The 15978-nt window shown below is 64.1% G+C and carries 14 protein-coding genes; 9 read left to right on the top strand and 5 right to left on the bottom strand.

The window, feature by feature from the left end; genetic code table 11:
- Positions 1 to 201 precede the first annotated feature (201 nt).
- Positions 202 to 1458, top strand: a complete 1257-nt coding sequence (locus tag RS899_RS20040) for an aromatic amino acid transport family protein (protein WP_054907379.1) — start codon at positions 202 to 204, stop codon at positions 1456 to 1458.
- 76 nt (positions 1459 to 1534) lie between these two features.
- Here the strand turns inward: RS899_RS20040 and mltF are convergent, their stop codons facing one another.
- Positions 1535 to 3013 carry a membrane-bound lytic murein transglycosylase MltF gene (gene mltF, locus RS899_RS20035; RefSeq protein WP_054907380.1) on the bottom strand — a complete coding sequence of 493 codons (1479 nt, stop codon included), beginning with the start codon at positions 3011 to 3013 and terminating at the stop codon, positions 1535 to 1537.
- 290 nt (positions 3014 to 3303) lie between these two features.
- On the opposite strand from mltF, the gene purL reads away from it, so the two are divergent.
- Positions 3304 to 7200 (top strand): phosphoribosylformylglycinamidine synthase, encoded by a 3897-nt coding sequence (gene purL, locus RS899_RS20030; protein ID WP_233299085.1) that lies wholly within the window; start codon positions 3304 to 3306, stop codon positions 7198 to 7200.
- Positions 7201 to 7269: 69 nt separating this feature from the next.
- On the top strand, positions 7270 to 7512 hold the full coding sequence (locus RS899_RS20025; RefSeq protein ID WP_315810458.1) for a CDGSH iron-sulfur domain-containing protein: 243 nt from the start codon (positions 7270 to 7272) through the stop codon (positions 7510 to 7512).
- Between the two features lie 48 nt (positions 7513 to 7560).
- On the opposite strand, the gene RS899_RS20020 is transcribed toward RS899_RS20025, so the two are convergent.
- On the bottom strand, positions 7561 to 9276 hold the full coding sequence (locus RS899_RS20020; RefSeq protein WP_313465751.1) for a B12-binding domain-containing radical SAM protein: 1716 nt from the start codon (positions 9274 to 9276) through the stop codon (positions 7561 to 7563).
- Positions 9277 to 9670: 394 nt separating this feature from the next.
- Here RS899_RS20020 and RS899_RS20015 point away from each other — a divergent pair, with 394 nt between their 5' ends.
- Positions 9671 to 9988: a YqfO family protein gene (locus RS899_RS20015; protein ID WP_024762990.1), complete on the top strand. Its 318-nt coding sequence runs from the start codon at positions 9671 to 9673 to the stop codon at positions 9986 to 9988.
- A gap of 47 nt (positions 9989 to 10035) precedes the next feature.
- On the opposite strand, the gene RS899_RS20010 is transcribed toward RS899_RS20015, so the two are convergent.
- Entirely contained in the window at positions 10036 to 10536 is a 501-nt protein-coding gene (locus RS899_RS20010; protein ID WP_024762991.1) for a L,D-transpeptidase family protein, read from the bottom strand.
- A 50-nt stretch (positions 10537 to 10586) separates the two neighbouring features.
- Entirely contained in the window at positions 10587 to 11141 is a 555-nt protein-coding gene (locus tag RS899_RS20005; protein WP_054907383.1) for an NUDIX hydrolase, read from the bottom strand.
- Positions 11142 to 11276: 135 nt separating this feature from the next.
- Between RS899_RS20005 and RS899_RS20000 the strand changes: the two genes are divergently transcribed.
- The 5 genes from RS899_RS20000 to RS899_RS19980 all read left to right on the top strand — a co-directional run bounded on the left by RS899_RS20000 (position 11277) and on the right by RS899_RS19980 (position 14607).
- The gene (locus tag RS899_RS20000; RefSeq protein WP_017522246.1) at positions 11277 to 11873 is read left to right on the top strand and encodes a CoA pyrophosphatase; all 597 of its coding nucleotides are present in this window, start codon (positions 11277 to 11279) and stop codon (positions 11871 to 11873) included.
- Between the two features lie 40 nt (positions 11874 to 11913).
- A complete protein-coding gene (locus tag RS899_RS19995) occupies positions 11914 to 12441 on the top strand; it encodes a gamma carbonic anhydrase family protein (RefSeq protein ID WP_054907384.1) in 528 nt (175 codons plus the stop codon).
- Complete coding sequence (locus tag RS899_RS19990) at positions 12434 to 12622, top strand: DUF1289 domain-containing protein (protein ID WP_233299087.1); 189 nt, start codon at positions 12434 to 12436, stop codon at positions 12620 to 12622. Before RS899_RS19995 ends, RS899_RS19990 begins: the two co-directional genes overlap by 8 nt.
- 66 nt (positions 12623 to 12688) lie before the next feature.
- On the top strand, positions 12689 to 13870 hold the full coding sequence (gene purT, locus RS899_RS19985) for a formate-dependent phosphoribosylglycinamide formyltransferase (protein ID WP_054907386.1): 1182 nt from the start codon (positions 12689 to 12691) through the stop codon (positions 13868 to 13870).
- On the top strand, positions 13867 to 14607 hold the full coding sequence (locus RS899_RS19980; protein WP_315807904.1) for an SGNH/GDSL hydrolase family protein: 741 nt from the start codon (positions 13867 to 13869) through the stop codon (positions 14605 to 14607). The genes purT and RS899_RS19980 overlap by 4 nt, the downstream gene beginning before the upstream one ends.
- A gap of 31 nt (positions 14608 to 14638) precedes the next feature.
- On the opposite strand, the gene RS899_RS19975 is transcribed toward RS899_RS19980, so the two are convergent.
- Complete coding sequence (locus RS899_RS19975; RefSeq protein WP_315807903.1) at positions 14639 to 15952, bottom strand: MFS transporter; 1314 nt, start codon at positions 15950 to 15952, stop codon at positions 14639 to 14641.
- Positions 15953 to 15978 lie beyond the last annotated feature (26 nt).

The following is a 15978-nucleotide window of genomic DNA, read 5'->3' as shown; positions in this document are numbered from 1 at the left end:
GCCCGCCCCCGTGGCGGAGCTGACAGGCGCGCAAGTCCAAGAACAAAAGCCAGGACGCCTGCGGCACTCCATCGATTCATGCTGCCCATGAACGAGCCGGAGGCGCCCTTGTTCCTCGCTGCAATGCCGTTGTCCAGAAAGGCCATCAGCACGCTGAAGCTGGTCGCTCCGGATCTCGTCATTACACGTAGAGGACTTGTTATGAGCCAATCCGGGAACCCTTCGTTCCAGGACTCCACCGCCAGCGAAGCAGTGGATTCGTCGGGACTCGAGGTCAAACGCCTGAGCTTCCTGGAAGCCGTGGCGATGATCGTCGGCACCAATATCGGCGCCGGTGTACTTTCCATGGCCTATGCCAGCCGCAAGGCCGGCTTCATGCCGTTGTTGCTATGGCTGGCGGTTGCTGGCGTGTTCACCACCATCTCCATGCTCTACGTCTCCGAGACGGCACTGCGTACCCGCACGCACAACCAGTTGAGCGGCCTTGCGCAGCGCTACGTCGGCTCCTTCGGTGCCTGGGCGATCTTCCTCTCGGTGGCGGTCAACAGTATTGGCGCGTTGATCGCCTACATGAGCGGTAGCGGCAAGATCCTCGCAGCCTTCTTCGGCATCAGCCCGGCATTGGGCAGCCTGCTGTTCTTCATTCCGGCAGCTGCTGTGCTCTACATGGGGCTGGGCGCAATCGGCAAGGGTGAGAAGTTCATCAGCATCGGCATGGTCAGCATGATCGTGATCCTCGTCGCCGCGACCTTGCTGAACGAGAACACCGAGTTCGTCCGCCTGCTCGAGGGTGACTGGATCTACATGGTGCCGGTGTTCAACATCGCGGTGTTCTGCTTCTCCGCCCAGTACATCGTGCCGGAGATGGCGCGCGGATTCAGCCATGCGCCCCGGCAGCTGCCCAAGGCAGTGATCACCGGGATGCTGACAACGTTCGTACTGTTGAGCGTGGTGCCGATGTCGGTCATTGCGCTGACCGGACTGGAGAATCAGTCGGAAGTGGCGACCCTGGCCTGGGGCCAGGCTCTGGGGCAGTGGGCTTTCTTCACCGCCAACACCTTCGCCCTGTGCGCCATGCTGACCTCCTACTGGGGGTTGGGTGGCAGCTTCCTGACCAACATCTTCGACAAGTTCCACAAGCTCGGTCCGGAGAACCGCCCCAAGACTCGCCTGATGGTCCTGGCGGTCGTTGCGCTGCCGCCCTTCGTACTGGCGTACAGCGGCCTGGTGGGCTTCGTCAACGCGCTGTATTTCGCCGGTGCCTTCAGTGGCGTGATCCTGTCGATCATGCCGATCCTGATGTTGCGCTCGGCACGCCGCAACGGTGACTTCGAGCCAGCCTGGAAGTGTGGCTGGATCGCCCACCCGGCGATTCAGGTGGTGATCGTGATGATCTACCTGGCCAGCGCCATCTATGCAATCTGCAGTGCGTTCAACCTGCTGCCTTCGGGCTGGTGAGTCGAAGCGGAAGTGAATGTAAAAAGCCCGGATGATTCCGGGCTTTTTCATGTCTGGGTTCGTGTCGTTGGGGCGGTCAGAGCTTCTGATCCCGCCCGTCGTCGTCATCGTCGGGCTTGGTCTTGTTGACGCCCGGCAGGTGCAGGCCGCTCTCGGCGAGCTGGCCGCCTTCCATCTGCGGCTGGGTTACCCAGGTGAGGATGTCGTAGTAGCGGCGCACGTTCTGCACGAAGTGCACCGTCTCGCCGCCGCGCGCGTAGCCGTAGCGGGTCTTGCGGTAGTACTGCTTCTGCGACAGGCGCGGCAGCATCTTCTTCACATCCAGCCACTTGTTCGGGTTGAGGCCCTGCTGCTCGGCCATCTTGCGCGCGTCGTCGAGGTGCGCGCCGCCGATGTTGTAGGCGGCCAGGGCAAACCACATGCGGTCCGGGTCCTTGATGCTGTCGGGCAGCTCGTCCTTGATCTGCACGTAGTACTTGCTGCCACCCTGGATGCTCTGCTTGGGGTCCAGGCGATTGGCCACGCCCATGGCCTGGGCGGTGCGGTTGGTCAGCATCATCAGGCCGCGCACGCCGGTCTTGGAGGTCGCGTCGGGCTGCCACATCGACTCCTGGTAGCCGATGGCCGCCAGCAGGCGCCAGTCGGCTTCGAGCTTGGTACCGCTCTGGCGGAAGTGCTGTTCGTACTTGGGCAGGCGTTGCTGCAGGTGCTGGGCGAAGGTGTAGGCGCCGACATAACCGAGTACGTCCACATGGCCGTAATAGCGGTCTTTCAGGCGCTGCAGCAGGCCATCCTGCTTGGCCTTGTCGAGGAAGGCGTTGACCTTCTCCAGCAGGCTGTTGTCATCACCGGCCGGCAGCGCCCAGGCCAGCCCCTTGGCGTCGCCGAGGTCGAAGGCGACGCGCACATTGGGGAAATACACCTGGTTCATTGCCAGTTCGTTCGAGTCGACCAGGGTCAGGTCGATCTCGCCGACGTCCACCATGCGCAGCAGGTCGACCATTTCGTCGGCATCGGATTCGCGGTACTCCAGCTTGGGGTACTGCTTCTTCAGTTCGGCCAGTTGGGCTGCGTGGCTGCTGCCTTTCAGGACGACGATGCGCTTGCCTACCAGATCGTCCGGGCGGGTAGGGCGCTGGGCGCCGTTGCGGTAGACAACCTGCGGGGTGACGTCGAGGTAGGAGTGCGAGTAGCGCACCTGGCTATCGCGTTCGCCGCCCGGCGTCAGGCCGGCGGCAGCCAGGTTCGGCCCGCCGTCGCGGCCGATGCGATCATAGAGGTCGTCGATGTTGTCGGCGGTTTCGATCTGCAGTTGTACGCCCAGGCTGTCGGCAAAGCGCTTGGCCAGCTCGTACTCGAAGCCGGTGTCGCCGTTGCGGTCCTGGAAGTAGGTGGCCGGACTGTTGCGGGTGATCACGCGCAGCACGCCGTCCTTCTGCACGCGCTCGAGGGCCGTCGGGGCTTTCGCCTCGCTACAGCCGGAAAGCAGCAGAAAGATACAGGTCGCCAAGATCCAGGCGGTGCAGCGCACACGGGACACAGTCAGGGCAAGCATCAGGGCAGTATACGCAAAGGCAGTTGTGCGCCATATCTCGACAGCCGACGGCTTCTCTGCTAGCTGGCGCGCCGTTCGTCGGCCTGTCGGACACGGAGGGCCGGACGCAAGCGCTCGCGCGGCCGTCGCTCGAAGGCATTCGAAGATGAATGGCGATTTTCGCGGGAGCAACGGCAAGGAAGGCGCTTGAGAGCTGCCGCCACGCAGCGCTTTACGGTAGAATGCACGGCCTCTGTGGGCCGGCCCGTCCGGCCCCACACACTTCCCCGTCTCCAGAGGCTGTTCCGACAATGCTGATCCTGCGCGGTGCTCCCGCCCTTTCCGCTTTCCGCCACGGCAAACTGCTCGACCTGCTGACCCAGCATGTGCCCGCCGTCACCGGGCTGTATGCCGAGTTTGCGCACTTCGCCGAGGTCACCGGAGCCCTCAACGCCGAGGAAGAACAAGTCCTGGCGCGCCTGCTGAAATACGGCCCGAGCGTCCCGGTGCAGGAGCCCGCCGGCCGTCTGTTCCTGGTGGTGCCGCGCTTCGGCACCATCTCGCCCTGGTCGAGCAAGGCCTCGGACATCGCCCGCAACTGCGGCCTGGCCAAGATCGAGCGCATCGAGCGCGGCATCGCCTACTACGTCAGCGGTGAGCTGAGCGAGGCCGACGTACAAGCCGTTGCCGCCCGCCTGCACGACCGCATGACCCAACTCGTGCTCAACGAGCTGGAGCAGGCTTCCGCCCTGTTCAGCCACGCCCAGCCGAAGCCGCTGACCGTGGTGGACATCCTCGCCGGTGGTCGCGCCGCGCTGGAGAAGGCCAACCTCGAGCTGGGCCTGGCCCTGGCCGATGACGAGATCGATTACCTGGTGAAAAGCTTCGTCGAGATGGGCCGCAACCCGCACGACGTCGAGCTGATGATGTTCGCCCAGGCCAACTCCGAGCACTGCCGCCACAAGATCTTCAACGCCAGTTGGGACATCGATGGCCAGTCGCAGGACAAGAGCCTGTTCGGCATGATCAAGAACACCTATGAAATGCACCGCGAAGGCGTGCTGTCCGCGTACAAGGACAACGCTGCGGTCATGAAAGGCTACGTCGCCGGCCGCTTCTACCCGAACGCGGAAACCCGCGAGTACGCGGCGAGCGAAGAGCCCGTGCACATCCTGATGAAGGTGGAGACCCACAACCACCCGACCGCCATCGCCCCGTTCCCCGGCGCCTCCACCGGCTCCGGCGGCGAGATCCGCGACGAAGGCGCAACCGGCCGCGGCGCCAAGCCGAAGGCCGGCCTGGTCGGCTTCACCGTCTCCAACCTGAACATTCCCGGCTTCGAGCAGCCTTGGGAAGTGCCCTACGGCAAGCCCGAGCGCATCGTCACTCCGCTGGACATCATGATCGAAGGCCCGCTGGGCGGCGCCGCGTTCAACAACGAATTCGGCCGTCCGAACCTGGCCGGCTATTTCCGTACCTTCGAGCAGGCCATCGCCACTCCGCGTGGCGAGGAAGTCCGTGGTTACCACAAGCCGATCATGATCGCCGGCGGTCTGGGCAACATCCGCGAAGACCACGTGCAGAAGGGCGAGATTTCGGTCGGTGCCAAGCTGATCGTGCTCGGCGGCCCGGCCATGCTGATCGGCCTGGGCGGCGGTGCCGCGTCCTCCATGGCCACCGGCGCTTCCGCCGCTGACCTGGACTTCGCCTCGGTACAGCGCGAGAACCCGGAAATGGAGCGCCGTTGCCAGGAGGTCATCGACCGCTGCTGGCAGATGGGCGAGAACAACCCGATCAAGTTCATCCACGACGTGGGCGCAGGCGGCATCTCCAACGCCCTGCCGGAACTGATCAACGACGGTGGCCGTGGCGGCCGCTTCGAGCTGCGCGCCGTGCCCAACGACGAGCCGGGCATGAGCCCGCTGGAAATCTGGTGCAACGAGTCGCAGGAACGCTATGTGATGTCGGTCGACGCCGCCGACTTCGAGACCTTCAAAGCCATCTGCGAGCGCGAGCGCTGCCCGTTTGCCGTGGTCGGTGAAGCCACCGAAGAGAAGCAGCTGACCGTCGCCGACAGTCACTTCGGCAACAACCCGGTGGACATGCCGCTGGAAGTGCTGCTGGGCAAGCCGCCGCGCATGCACCGTTCGGTCACCCGCGAAGCCGAACTGGGCGATGACTTCGCCACTGTCGGCCTGGACCTGACCGAGTCCACCCAGCGTGTGCTGCGTCACCCTGCCGTGGCCAGCAAGAACTTCCTGATCACCATCGGCGACCGCACCATCACCGGCCTCGTGGCGCGCGACCAGCTGGTCGGCCCGTGGCAGGTGCCGGTGGCTGACTGCGCCGTTACCGCCACCAGCTTCGACGTCTACACCGGTGAAGCCATGGCCATGGGCGAGCGCACTCCGCTGGCCCTGATCGACGCCCCGGCCTCCGGCCGCATGGCGATCGGTGAGACCATCACCAACCTGGCTGCCGCGAGCATCGACAAGATCTCCGAGATCAAGCTCTCCGCGAACTGGATGGCCGCTGCCGGCCACCCGGGCGAAGACGCGCGCCTGTACGACACCGTCAAGGCTGTCGGTATGGAACTGTGCCCGGCGCTGGGCATCACCATCCCGGTGGGCAAGGACTCCATGTCCATGAAGACCCGCTGGCAGGATGGCGACGCCGAAAAGAGCGTTACCTCGCCGATGTCGCTGATCATCTCCGGCTTTGCCCCGGTCAACGACGTACGCAAGACCCTGACCCCGCAACTGCGCCTGGACAAGGGCGAGACCGACCTGATCGCCATCGACCTCGGCCGCGGCAAGAACCGCATGGGCGGCTCCATCCTGGCCCAGGTCAACGGCCAGATCGGCCGCGCCGCTCCGGACGTCGACGATGCCGAAGACCTGAAAGCTTTCTTCGCGGTCATCCAGGGCCTAAACGCCGACGGCCACCTGCTGGCCTACCACGACCGTTCCGACGGTGGCCTGATGGCCACCGTGGTGGAAATGGCCTTCGCCGGCAAATGTGGCCTCGACCTGAGCCTCGACGCACTGGCCGACAGCCGTGACGAGCTCACCGCTGCCCTGTTCAACGAAGAGCTTGGTGCGGTCATCCAGGTTCGCAGCGGCGCCACGCCGGAAGTGCTGGCCCAGTTCAGCGCCGCCGGTCTGGAAGACTGTGTCGCCGTCATCGGCCAGCCGGTCAACGGCGCCGAGATCAACCTGGACTTCAATGGCGAGCGCGTCTTCAACGACCAGCGCCGCAACCTGCAGCGTATCTGGAGCGAAACCAGCTACCGCATCCAGCGCATGCGCGACAACGCCGACTGCGCCGACCAGGAATTCGACGGCCTGCTGGACGAGGACAACCCCGGCCTGTCGGTGAAGCTGAGCTTCGACGTCAACGACAACATCGCCGCGCCCTATATCAAGAAAGGCGTGCGCCCGCAGATTGCCATCCTGCGCGAGCAGGGCGTCAATGGCCAGGTCGAGATGGCGGCTGCCTTCGACCGCGCCGGCTTCGCCGCAGTCGACGTGCACATGAGCGATATCCTCTCCGGCCGCATCAGCCTGGAGCAGTTCAAGGGCCTGGTGGCCTGCGGCGGCTTCTCCTACGGCGACGTGCTGGGCGCCGGCGAAGGCTGGGCCAAGTCGATCCTGTTCAACGCCCGTGCCCGCGATGGCTTCCAGGCCTTCTTCGAGCGTAAGGACAGCTTCGCACTGGGCGTGTGCAACGGTTGCCAGATGATGTCCAACCTGCACGAGCTGATCCCCGGCACCGAGTTCTGGCCGCACTTCGTGCGCAACCGCTCCGAGCAGTTCGAGGCGCGCGTGGCGATGGTCCAGGTCCAGGAGTCGCAGTCGATCTTCCTGCAGGGCATGGCCGGTTCGCGCCTGCCGATCGCCATCGCCCACGGTGAAGGCCATGCGGAGTTCGAAAGCGAGGAAGCCCTGCTCGAAGCCGACCTGTCCGGTACCGTGGCCATGCGCTTCGTCGACAACCTGGGCAAGGTCACTGAGACCTACCCGGCCAACCCGAACGGCTCGCCCCGTGGTATCACCGGCCTGACCAGTCGCGACGGCCGCGTCACCATCATGATGCCGCACCCGGAGCGCGTGTTCCGCGCCGTGCAGAACTCCTGGCGTCCGGACGAGTGGGAAGAGGACGGCGGCTGGATGCGCATGTTCCGCAATGCCCGCGTTTGGGTCGGCTGAGTTCGGCCTTCATGCGTGACGAAAAAGGGGAAAGCTTCGGCTTTCCCCTTTTTCTTTGCCTGGTCATTGATGGAGGCTGCCTTGGCTGACGACCCCGTCCTTCCCGAAGTTCGCCCGGTAACGTCGGGACAGGTGCTGCGCCTGTGTCGCTGCGGACATTGCGCGAGTCTGCCGGATGCTAACGAGCAATGCCCGGATGCGCTGGAACTCACGGTGAAGCGCGAGCGCTACCTGCTGCTCTGCCGCTGCGGCCGGTCTGCCGAACTACCCTACTGCGATGGCCAGCATTCAAGGCGCCGGGAGCTTCGCTAGCGGCGCAGAATGGCTGAAGATCGGTGGCGAGTGGCCTGTGCCAACGGATCAACTCATCAGGTCCGCAGTGGTGGTCTGGCTGTTCCTGGCTTCAATCACTTTGCTCAGGTCGGGGAAGTGACGGGGCATCTTGTGCACCGCGTCGGCGCCGAGCTTGTCGTAGACCAGCATGGCGTGATCCCGGTAGTTGGCCAGGAATACCGCATAAGGGTTGAAGCGCCGCAAGAACGGCTGGGCCGCGCGGAAGACCGCTTGTACTTCGTCCCTATTCATACCGCTGACCGTTTCATGGTGCCAGCGCCCGCCCAGGGGCGTGGGACGGGCCATCCAGGCGCGGGTAACGCCGAAGCGTTCCTGCTCTTTATGGATGGGGGAGCCAGGCTCCAGCGAGAAGGTGCCGCGGTGAATCGAGTAGATGTAGTCGCGGTTGCGGTCCAGGAAGCGCAGCGTGTTGTGGAATTCTTCCTCGGTTTCGGTTGGGAAACCGCAGATCATGTAGACGTGGTTGGCAATCCCCGCGGCGTGGGCATTGCGCAACACCTGTTCGACATCTTCGATTTTCGTGCCCTTGTCCATCAGGTCGAGAATGCGTTGTGTGCCGCTTTCCAGGCCCCAGAGCAGGTACTTGCAGCCGGAGCGCGCCATCTTGGCGAGAATCTCGGGGGTGAAGGTGCGGTTGGGCTTGCTCAGGGCGTAGTAGGAAATATCCAGGCCAGACTCGATGATGGCATCCGCCAACTTGGCAAAATGGCCGGGAGCGATCATTTCATCGACGAACGAGAAGTGCCGGATGCCCTTTTCGACAAAGCCTCGGAGCATGTCGATGACCATTTCCAGGCCATGCAGGCGATAAGTCAGCCCGGCGGACATGTAATGCACGCAGAAAGTACAGCGGCGCCAGTAGCAGCCGCGTGACAGCAGCAAAGGGATGACGGGAGTGGGGGAGTAATAGCGGTCAAGCGTCAGGTCGCCGAAGTCCGGCTTGCCGTAGGCGTCGATATCGCGACGGTACTCTGAGGTATTGCGCTTGACCTCGCCGTTTTCGAAGAATACTGCGCCAGGGACGTTTTCCGCCGAGCCACTTTGCAGGAGGAGTTGCTTGAGTGGCTCTTCGCCGTCGCCGTCGATGATGACGTCTGCCGAATGGGGGTACCAGCGGAGGAAGTCTTCGGCGCCCGCGGTGAAACAGCTGCCGCCAAAGAAGACCTTGCGCCCGGTGACTTGCCGCACCAGGCGTCCGAACGCCGCACCGATGGGCAGTTGCTGGCTGAAGATCATGGAGAAGCCATAGCAGTCAGCCTGCTCCTTGATAATGAGGTCGAAGGCTTCTGAGAGCAGCGGAGTGAGGTGGGCGCCCTGGTGCAGGTCATCGGCCTCGCGCCCGAGTATTTCGCTCATCATGTGCGTGAGGGTGAGCAGCAATTCACCGTATTGATCGTAGGCGGCCGGGTCGCCGTAGAAGTCCTTCATCGATTTGCCACGGAAGAAGTCTGGCGTTTCCAGCAGTGCAGCGAGGCTGCTGGGGCTTGTCCCGGGTATCTGCAGGAATCCGCTGCGCAACATCTCGAACAATCGTTCGTAGCACCACAGGTTCAGGTCCAGCACCTTCACGTCCCAATTGGGCAGCTCCCGCTCGATGTAGCCCTTGAGCATCGGAGCACCCAGCGGCGGCGAGGTGGGGGTGGTCATCGGTGGGTAGATCAGTAGAAGTTTCTGGCGGCGTGTGGAGCCGTCGGGGTTGGAGCGGGCGATGAGGTCGTTCATGGCGCAGTACCGTGCGAGTGGGAAGAACCCTGCAGTTATCGCCTCATCCCACGGCGGATGCTGTGACCAGAGCACCCAAAAAATCTCTTAGAGATTTGCCTTACGCAGTAAGAAGAATTTTCGCTCGATAAACCTCATCAAATGCTCAGCGATCCGGGTCGGTTGTGTGGAATCGTCTGACGGCTCGTGCTTTCGGATTCGGCAGCGCGGAGCTCGAAGTCGGTCACAGATTTCATACAAAGGGCTTCCCCGACGAACCAGCAGGGAACCGGACGGTCGAACTTGGACGACGACTTGTCGGTCGCAAGAGGCAAAGTGCCACTATTTGTGGCAGCATTTGTCACCCGTGGCGCGCCTTGCCACGGTCGTGTCCCCGTTTCGGTCGGAGTCTCCGATGTACAAACTGTGTTTCTACGTTCCGGAAAGCCATCTGGAATCGGTCAAGAAAGCGGTGTTCGCCGCCGGTGCAGGACGCATCGGTGCCTATGACAGCTGTAGCTGGCAGGCACTCGGACAGGGACAGTTCCGCCCCTTGCAGGGCAGCAATCCGTTCATCGGTCAGGCCGGCAGCATCGAGCAGGTCGCCGAATGGAAGGTGGAGATGGTGGTCGCCGACGAGTTGATCCATGACTCGGTCAAGGCCCTCAAGCAGGCCCATCCTTATGAGACGCCGGCCTTCGAGGTCTGGCGGCTGTCGGACATGGTGTTCTGAGCCATACGAAAAAGGCGCCCGCGGGCGCCTTTTTCATGCTGCTGCCCTTACGGGCGAATCTCGATCAGCGTGCCGTCCTTGACCAGGCTCCAGACCTCGCGCATGTCGGCATTGGTCATGGCGATGCAGCCGTTGGTCCAGTCCAGGGTCGAGAAGTACCACTCGGGGTATTCGTCATCCATCGGGGTGCCGTGGATCATGATCATGCCGCCCGGCTGCAGGCTCTTCTCCCGCGCCTTGGCCACGTCGCGCGCGTTGGGGTAGGAGATGTGCATGGAGAGGTTGTACTTGTCGCTGGTCTTGCGCCAGTCGACCCAGTAGAAACCCTCCGGCGTGCGGTTGTCGCCCTCGGCCAGCTTCGGCCCCTGCGGGCGCTTGCCCAGGGACACGCGGTAGCTCTTGAGCACCTTGCCGTTGCTCATGAGGTGCAGTTTGCGCTCGGACTTGAGCACGAGAATCTTGTCGATGTGACCGTCGAGCGTGGGCGTCGCGTTGGCATGCGAGAACGCTGCGAAGGTCAGACAAAGTACGGCAATCAACCAGCGCATCGAGTGGTGTTCCCCGGTAGTTCCTAAAGCCTTAGAGGCGGTAAATGAGCTTATAAGTTCTTTTTCTGTGCAAGCATTGGGAGAATCCCTTCATTGCGTATCGGGAAGTTCTGAATGATCCGATCCGCCAGGAAATATTCTAAGGTACGGCCCACGGTGGGGAAAGCCAGCTCACCCCACGGAATGTCGGATTCTTCGAAGAGCTGCACTTCCAGGCTTTCGTCGCCGGCACAGAAGTCGAGGTCGGTGAGTTCGGCGCGGAAGAAGATATAAACCTGGCTGATATGCGGCAGATCAAAGACCGTATAAAGCTGCAGGTCGTGGACGCGGGCGTTGGCTTCTTCGAGCGTTTCGCGGGCGGCGGCCTGCTCCAGGGTTTCGCCGTTCTCCATGAAGCCCGCCGGTAGCGTCCAGTACCCTCTGCGCGGCTCGATGGCGCGGCGACAGAGAAGCATTTTCCCCTCCCAGACCGGCAGGCAGCCGGCAACGATGCGCGGGTTCTGGTAATGCACGGTCTGGCACTGGTCGCAGATGAAGCGCGGGCGGTTGTCGCCGCTGGGGATGCGCAGGCTCACGCTGGCGCCGCACTGGCTGCAGAATTTCATGCCGCTTCCTTGTTATTGAATGGGGCAATCTTGCGCGCTGCGCGGTGCACCCAGCAAGGGGCGGGGGTTGGGCAGGGGCGTCTTTCGTGCCATGATCCTTCAATTAGAAGAATCGGCCCCCGCAGGATGTTCGGCATGCTGGACCAGCTGCGCCAACGCATACAGACGCACACCCCAAGCGACCTTGAAACGGACCACAGCTTTCCCGAGGCGGCGGTCCTGCTCCCCATCACTCCCCAGGAAGAGCTCGTGCTCACCCTGCGCGCGACCGGGCTTTCGACCCATAGCGGCGAGGTGGCCTTCCCCGGCGGACGCCGTGATCCGGAGGACGTCGACCTGATCCATACCGCCCTGCGCGAGGCGCAGGAGGAAATCGCCCTGCCGCCGGGGCTGGTGGAGGTCGTTGGTCCGTTGAGCACCCTGGTCTCGCGGCACGGTATCCTGGTCAAGCCATTCGTCGGCTTCGTCCCCGATTTCGTGGAGTACCGTCCCAACGACGGCGAGATCGACGCGGTGTTCAAGGTGCCGCTGGAATTCTTCCGTGGCGACCCGCGGGAAACCACCCATCGTATCGATTACTTCGGCCGCAGCTGGTACGTCCCGAGCTACCTGTTCGAGGGCTACAAGATCTGGGGCCTGTCCGCGATCATGCTGGTCGAACTGCTGAACCTGCTGTATGACGCCCGTATCGACCTGCACCAGCCGCCATCGAAGTTCATCAAGCTGAGCTGAGACCCGATAATAAAGAGCGGCCACCGCCTGAGGAGAAACCATGAAGTACCGCCTGGGCTCGTCCCGAGTCGAAACCCATCCGGAAAGCTGGATCGCCCCCAACGCCACGGTGGTCGGCAAGGTGCGCCTCGACGCCGGCGCCAGCGTCTGGTTCAACGCCGTGCTGCGCGGCGACAACGAACTGATCCACATCGGAGAGCACAGCAACGTGCAGGACGGCACCGTCATGCACACCGACATGGGCTTCCCGCTGACCCTGGGCAAAGGTGTGACCATCGGCCACAACGCCATGCTGCATGGCTGCCAGGTGGGCGACTACAGCCTCGTCGGTATCAACGCGGTGATCCTCAACGGCGCGAAGATCGGCAAGTACTGCATCATCGGCGCCAACGCGCTGATCCCCGAGGGCAAGGAAATCCCCGACGGCTCCCTGGTCATGGGCTCCCCCGGCAAGGTGGTGCGCGAGCTGACAGAGCCGCAGAAGAAGATGCTCGAAGCCAGCGCCGCCCACTACGTGCACAACGCCCAGCGCTACGCCCGCGATTTGGCCGAGCAGGAAGATGACTGAAGAACGCCCCGTCGCCTCGCCCTGCGTGCACGTCTGCGCGTTGGACGATGCTGACATCTGCCTGGGTTGCCAGCGCAGCGCCGCCGAAATCACCCGCTGGGGCCTGATGGACAATGCCGAGCGCCGCGAGGTGCTCCAGCGTTGCGAACAGCGTGCCCGCGAGCTGGGCGTGCTGGCCTAGCGCATCGAGCGCTAGCCGCTTACGAGCAATTTCGTTTCGAATTTTCCCTTCCCGAGGTTTCCCGCAATGCCCCGTATTGGAACTCCCCTGTCGCCAAGCGCGACCCGCGTACTGCTCTGTGGCTCCGGCGAGCTGGGTAAGGAAGTGGCGATCGAGCTGCAGCGCCTGGGCTGCGAAGTCATCGCCGTCGACCGCTACGCGAACGCGCCGGCCATGCAGGTCGCGCATCGCAGCCATGTGATCAGCATGCTCGACGGCGTCGCCCTGCGCGCGGTGATCGAGCAGGAGAAGCCGCACTACATCGTGCCGGAAATCGAAGCCATCGCCACTGCGACCCTGGTCGAGTTGGAGAGCGAAGGCTACACGGTCATCCCTACCGCCCGTGCCGCGCAGCTGACCATGAACCGCGAGGGTATCCGCCGACTGGCCGCCGAAGAGCTGGGCCTGCCGACCTCGCCCTACCACTTCGCCGACACCTACGAGGACTACGCCGCTGGCGTTGCCGCCGTGGGCTACCCGTGCGTCGTGAAGCCGATCATGAGTTCCTCCGGCAAGGGCCAGAGCGTGCTCAAGTCCGACGCCGACCTGAAGACTGCCTGGGACTACGCCCAGGAAGGCGGCCGCGCCGGCAAGGGCCGGGTGATCGTCGAGGGCTTCATCGACTTCGACTACGAGATCACCCTGCTCACCGTGCGCCACATCGGCGGCACTACCTTCTGCGCGCCCATCGGCCACCGCCAGGTGAAGGGCGACTACCACGAGTCCTGGCAGCCGCAGGCGATGAGCCCGAAGGCGCTGGCCGAGTCCGAGCGCGTGGCCAAGGCGGTCACCGAAGCGCTGGGCGGCCGCGGTCTGTTCGGTGTGGAGCTGTTCGTCAAAGGTGACGAGGTGTGGTTCAGCGAAGTTTCGCCACGCCCGCACGACACCGGCCTGGTCACGCTGATTTCCCAGGACCTCTCCGAGTTCGCCCTGCATGCCCGCGCCATCCTCGGCCTGCCGATTCCGGTGATCCGCCAGTTGGGCGATTCCGCTTCGGCGGTGATCCTGGTGGAAGGCAAGTCGCAGCAGGTTTCCTTCGGTAACCTCGGCGCCGCGCTGAGCGAGCCGGACACCGCGCTGCGCCTGTTCGGCAAGCCGGAGGTGGATGGCCAGCGCCGCATGGGCGTTGCCCTGGCGCGCGACGAGTCGATCGATGCTGCCCGCGCCAAGGCCACCCGTTCGGCCCAGGCGGTCAAAGTCGAGCTGTGAGCCGTTGGGCGGGGCTGATGTGGTGGGCGGCGGCATTGCCGCTGTTGCCGTTGGCCCTGCCCATGGCCGTGCGTACCAGGCGCACGGCCTTGCGCCTGGCTCCCGCCGCGGGTGTCTGCGAAGGCGTTGCGGGCGCAGAGTTTCCTGGCGAACCTTTTCGTCTTCTCCTGCTGGGTGAATCCACGGTCGCCGGCGTTGGTGCGTCCTGCCTGGACTTTGCGCTGGCCGGACGGCTGGCGTTGGCGCTATCGAGCCACTTGGAGCGTCCTGTTGCCTGGCGTGCGGTCGGGGAGAACGGCATTACTGCCGCAGAGGCCTGCGAGCGCCTGCTGCCGGTGGCGACTGATCAGGATTACGAGCTGGTGGCGCTGGTCTTCGGCGTCAACGACACCACGCATTTCAGCTCCGGCCAGCGTTGGCTGGGGGCTCTTGAGCAGCTGATCGCGCATTTCCGTGGTCGCGGCGCACGGGTCGTCTGCACGGCGGTACCGCCATTGCAGCATTTCACGGCGTTACCCTGGTTGTTGCGCCGGCTGCTCGGCTGGCGCGCAGCGCTGCTGGATCGTCAGCTCAGCAGCCTGGTGCTGGCGCAGGGGGCGGGGTATTGCGGCGTCAGCCTGGAGATGCAGCCGAAGTTCCTCGCCATCGATGGCTATCACCCGTCGGCGCTGGGTTATCAGGTCTGGGGTGAACACCTGGCCCAATGGCTGGTTTCCCAGGATCGAACCCTTCTGTAGGAGCGAGCAAGCTCGCTCCTACAGGCAAGTCTCAGCGGATATCGTTCAGGTCGTCCCCGCGCGTCTCGCGCAGGCACAGCACCGCCAGCAGGCTGAGTGCCGCCGCAACCGACACATAGCCGCCCACCCAGCTCAGGCCACCCATGCCCACCAGCTTCTGCGCGATGTACGGCGCCACTGAGGCACCAAGGATGCCACCCAGGTTGTAGGCCGCCGAGGCGCCGGTGTAGCGCACGTGGGTGGGGAACAGCTCCGGCAGCAGCGCGCCCATGGGGGCGAAGGTTACGCCCATGAGGAACAGTTCCAGGGACAGGAAGACCGCCACTTCCACCGACGAGCCTTGGCTCAGCAGCGGTTCCATGGCGAAGCCCGAGGCGATGGCGGCGATGCAGCCGACGATCAGCACCGGCTTGCGCCCGAAGCGGTCGCTCAGCCAGGCGGACACCGGTGTTGCTGCCGCCATGAAGAGCACCGCGATGCACAGTAGGCCGAGGAAGTCTTCACGACTGTAGCCCAGGGTGCTGACGCCATAGCTCAGCGAGAACACCGTGGAGATATAGAAGAGGGCGTAGCACACCACCATCGCCAGGGCGCCCAGCAGGGTGGGCCGCCAGTGCTTGGCGAACAGCTCGGCGATCGGCAGGCTGGAACGCTCGTGGCGCTCCATGGCCTTGGCGAACACCGGGGTTTCGACCAGTTTGAGGCGGACGTAGAGGCCGACGATGACCAGCACCGCGCTGAGCACGAACGGGATGCGCCAGCCCCAGGCGCGGAACTGCTCTTCGCTCAGCAGCATGGCGAGGCAGAGGAACAGGCCGTTGGCAGCGAGGAAGCCGATGGATGGGCCCATCTGCGGGAACATGCCGAACCAGGCGCGGCGGCCCTTGGGCGCGTTCTCCGTGGCCAGCAGTGCGGCGCCGCCCCATTCGCCACCCAGCCCAAGGCCTTGGCCGAAGCGCAGCACGCAGAGCAGGATCGGCGCCCACGCGCCAATGCTGTCGTAGCCTGGCAGCAGGCCGATCAGGGTGGTGGAGATGCCCATCAGCAGCAGGGAGGCCACCAGGGTCGACTTGCGCCCGATGCGGTCGCCGAAGTGGCCGAACAGTGCTGAGCCCAGCGGGCGAGCGAGGAAGGCGATGCCGAAGGTAATGAAGGCGCTGAGCGCCTGGGCGGTACCGGAGGTCTGCGGGAAGAACACCGGGCCGATCACCAGCGCGGCGGCGGTGGCGTAGACGTAGAAGTCGTAGAACTCGATGGCGGTGCCGATGAAGCTGGCGACCGCGACGCGGGTGGTGGAGTTGGTCTGTGCGGCCGGTTGTGCGGCTTCGAGGGTGGCGCTGGTCATACGGGGAATATCCCTGGCAGTCAGGC

Origin of the sequence: Pseudomonas sp. C9-3 (genome assembly GCF_032392015.1) — a bacterium.
Taxonomy (GTDB): Bacteria; Pseudomonadota; Gammaproteobacteria; order Pseudomonadales; family Pseudomonadaceae; genus Pseudomonas; species Pseudomonas nitroreducens.
The sequence above is the reverse complement of the archived record's forward strand: the minus strand, read 5'-3'. Positions and strand labels throughout refer to the sequence as shown.

Coding starts and splice junctions, on each gene's coding strand:
- mltF (WP_054907380.1), bottom strand. CDS start 3,013: ATGCTTGCCCTGACTGTGTCCCGTGTGCGCTGCACCGCCTGGATCTTG.
- RS899_RS20025 (WP_315810458.1), top strand. CDS start 7,270: ATGGAGGCTGCCTTGGCTGACGACCCCGTCCTTCCCGAAGTTCGCCCG.
- RS899_RS19975 (WP_315807903.1), bottom strand. CDS start 15,952: ATGACCAGCGCCACCCTCGAAGCCGCACAACCGGCCGCACAGACCAAC.
- RS899_RS20000 (WP_017522246.1), top strand. CDS start 11,277: ATGCTGGACCAGCTGCGCCAACGCATACAGACGCACACCCCAAGCGAC.
- purT (WP_054907386.1), top strand. CDS start 12,689: ATGCCCCGTATTGGAACTCCCCTGTCGCCAAGCGCGACCCGCGTACTG.
- RS899_RS20040 (WP_054907379.1), top strand. CDS start 202: ATGAGCCAATCCGGGAACCCTTCGTTCCAGGACTCCACCGCCAGCGAA.
- purL (WP_233299085.1), top strand. CDS start 3,304: ATGCTGATCCTGCGCGGTGCTCCCGCCCTTTCCGCTTTCCGCCACGGC.
- RS899_RS19990 (WP_233299087.1), top strand. CDS start 12,434: ATGACTGAAGAACGCCCCGTCGCCTCGCCCTGCGTGCACGTCTGCGCG.
- RS899_RS20010 (WP_024762991.1), bottom strand. CDS start 10,536: ATGCGCTGGTTGATTGCCGTACTTTGTCTGACCTTCGCAGCGTTCTCG.
- RS899_RS20015 (WP_024762990.1), top strand. CDS start 9,671: ATGTACAAACTGTGTTTCTACGTTCCGGAAAGCCATCTGGAATCGGTC.
- RS899_RS20020 (WP_313465751.1), bottom strand. CDS start 9,276: ATGAACGACCTCATCGCCCGCTCCAACCCCGACGGCTCCACACGCCGC.
- RS899_RS20005 (WP_054907383.1), bottom strand. CDS start 11,141: ATGAAATTCTGCAGCCAGTGCGGCGCCAGCGTGAGCCTGCGCATCCCC.
- RS899_RS19995 (WP_054907384.1), top strand. CDS start 11,914: ATGAAGTACCGCCTGGGCTCGTCCCGAGTCGAAACCCATCCGGAAAGC.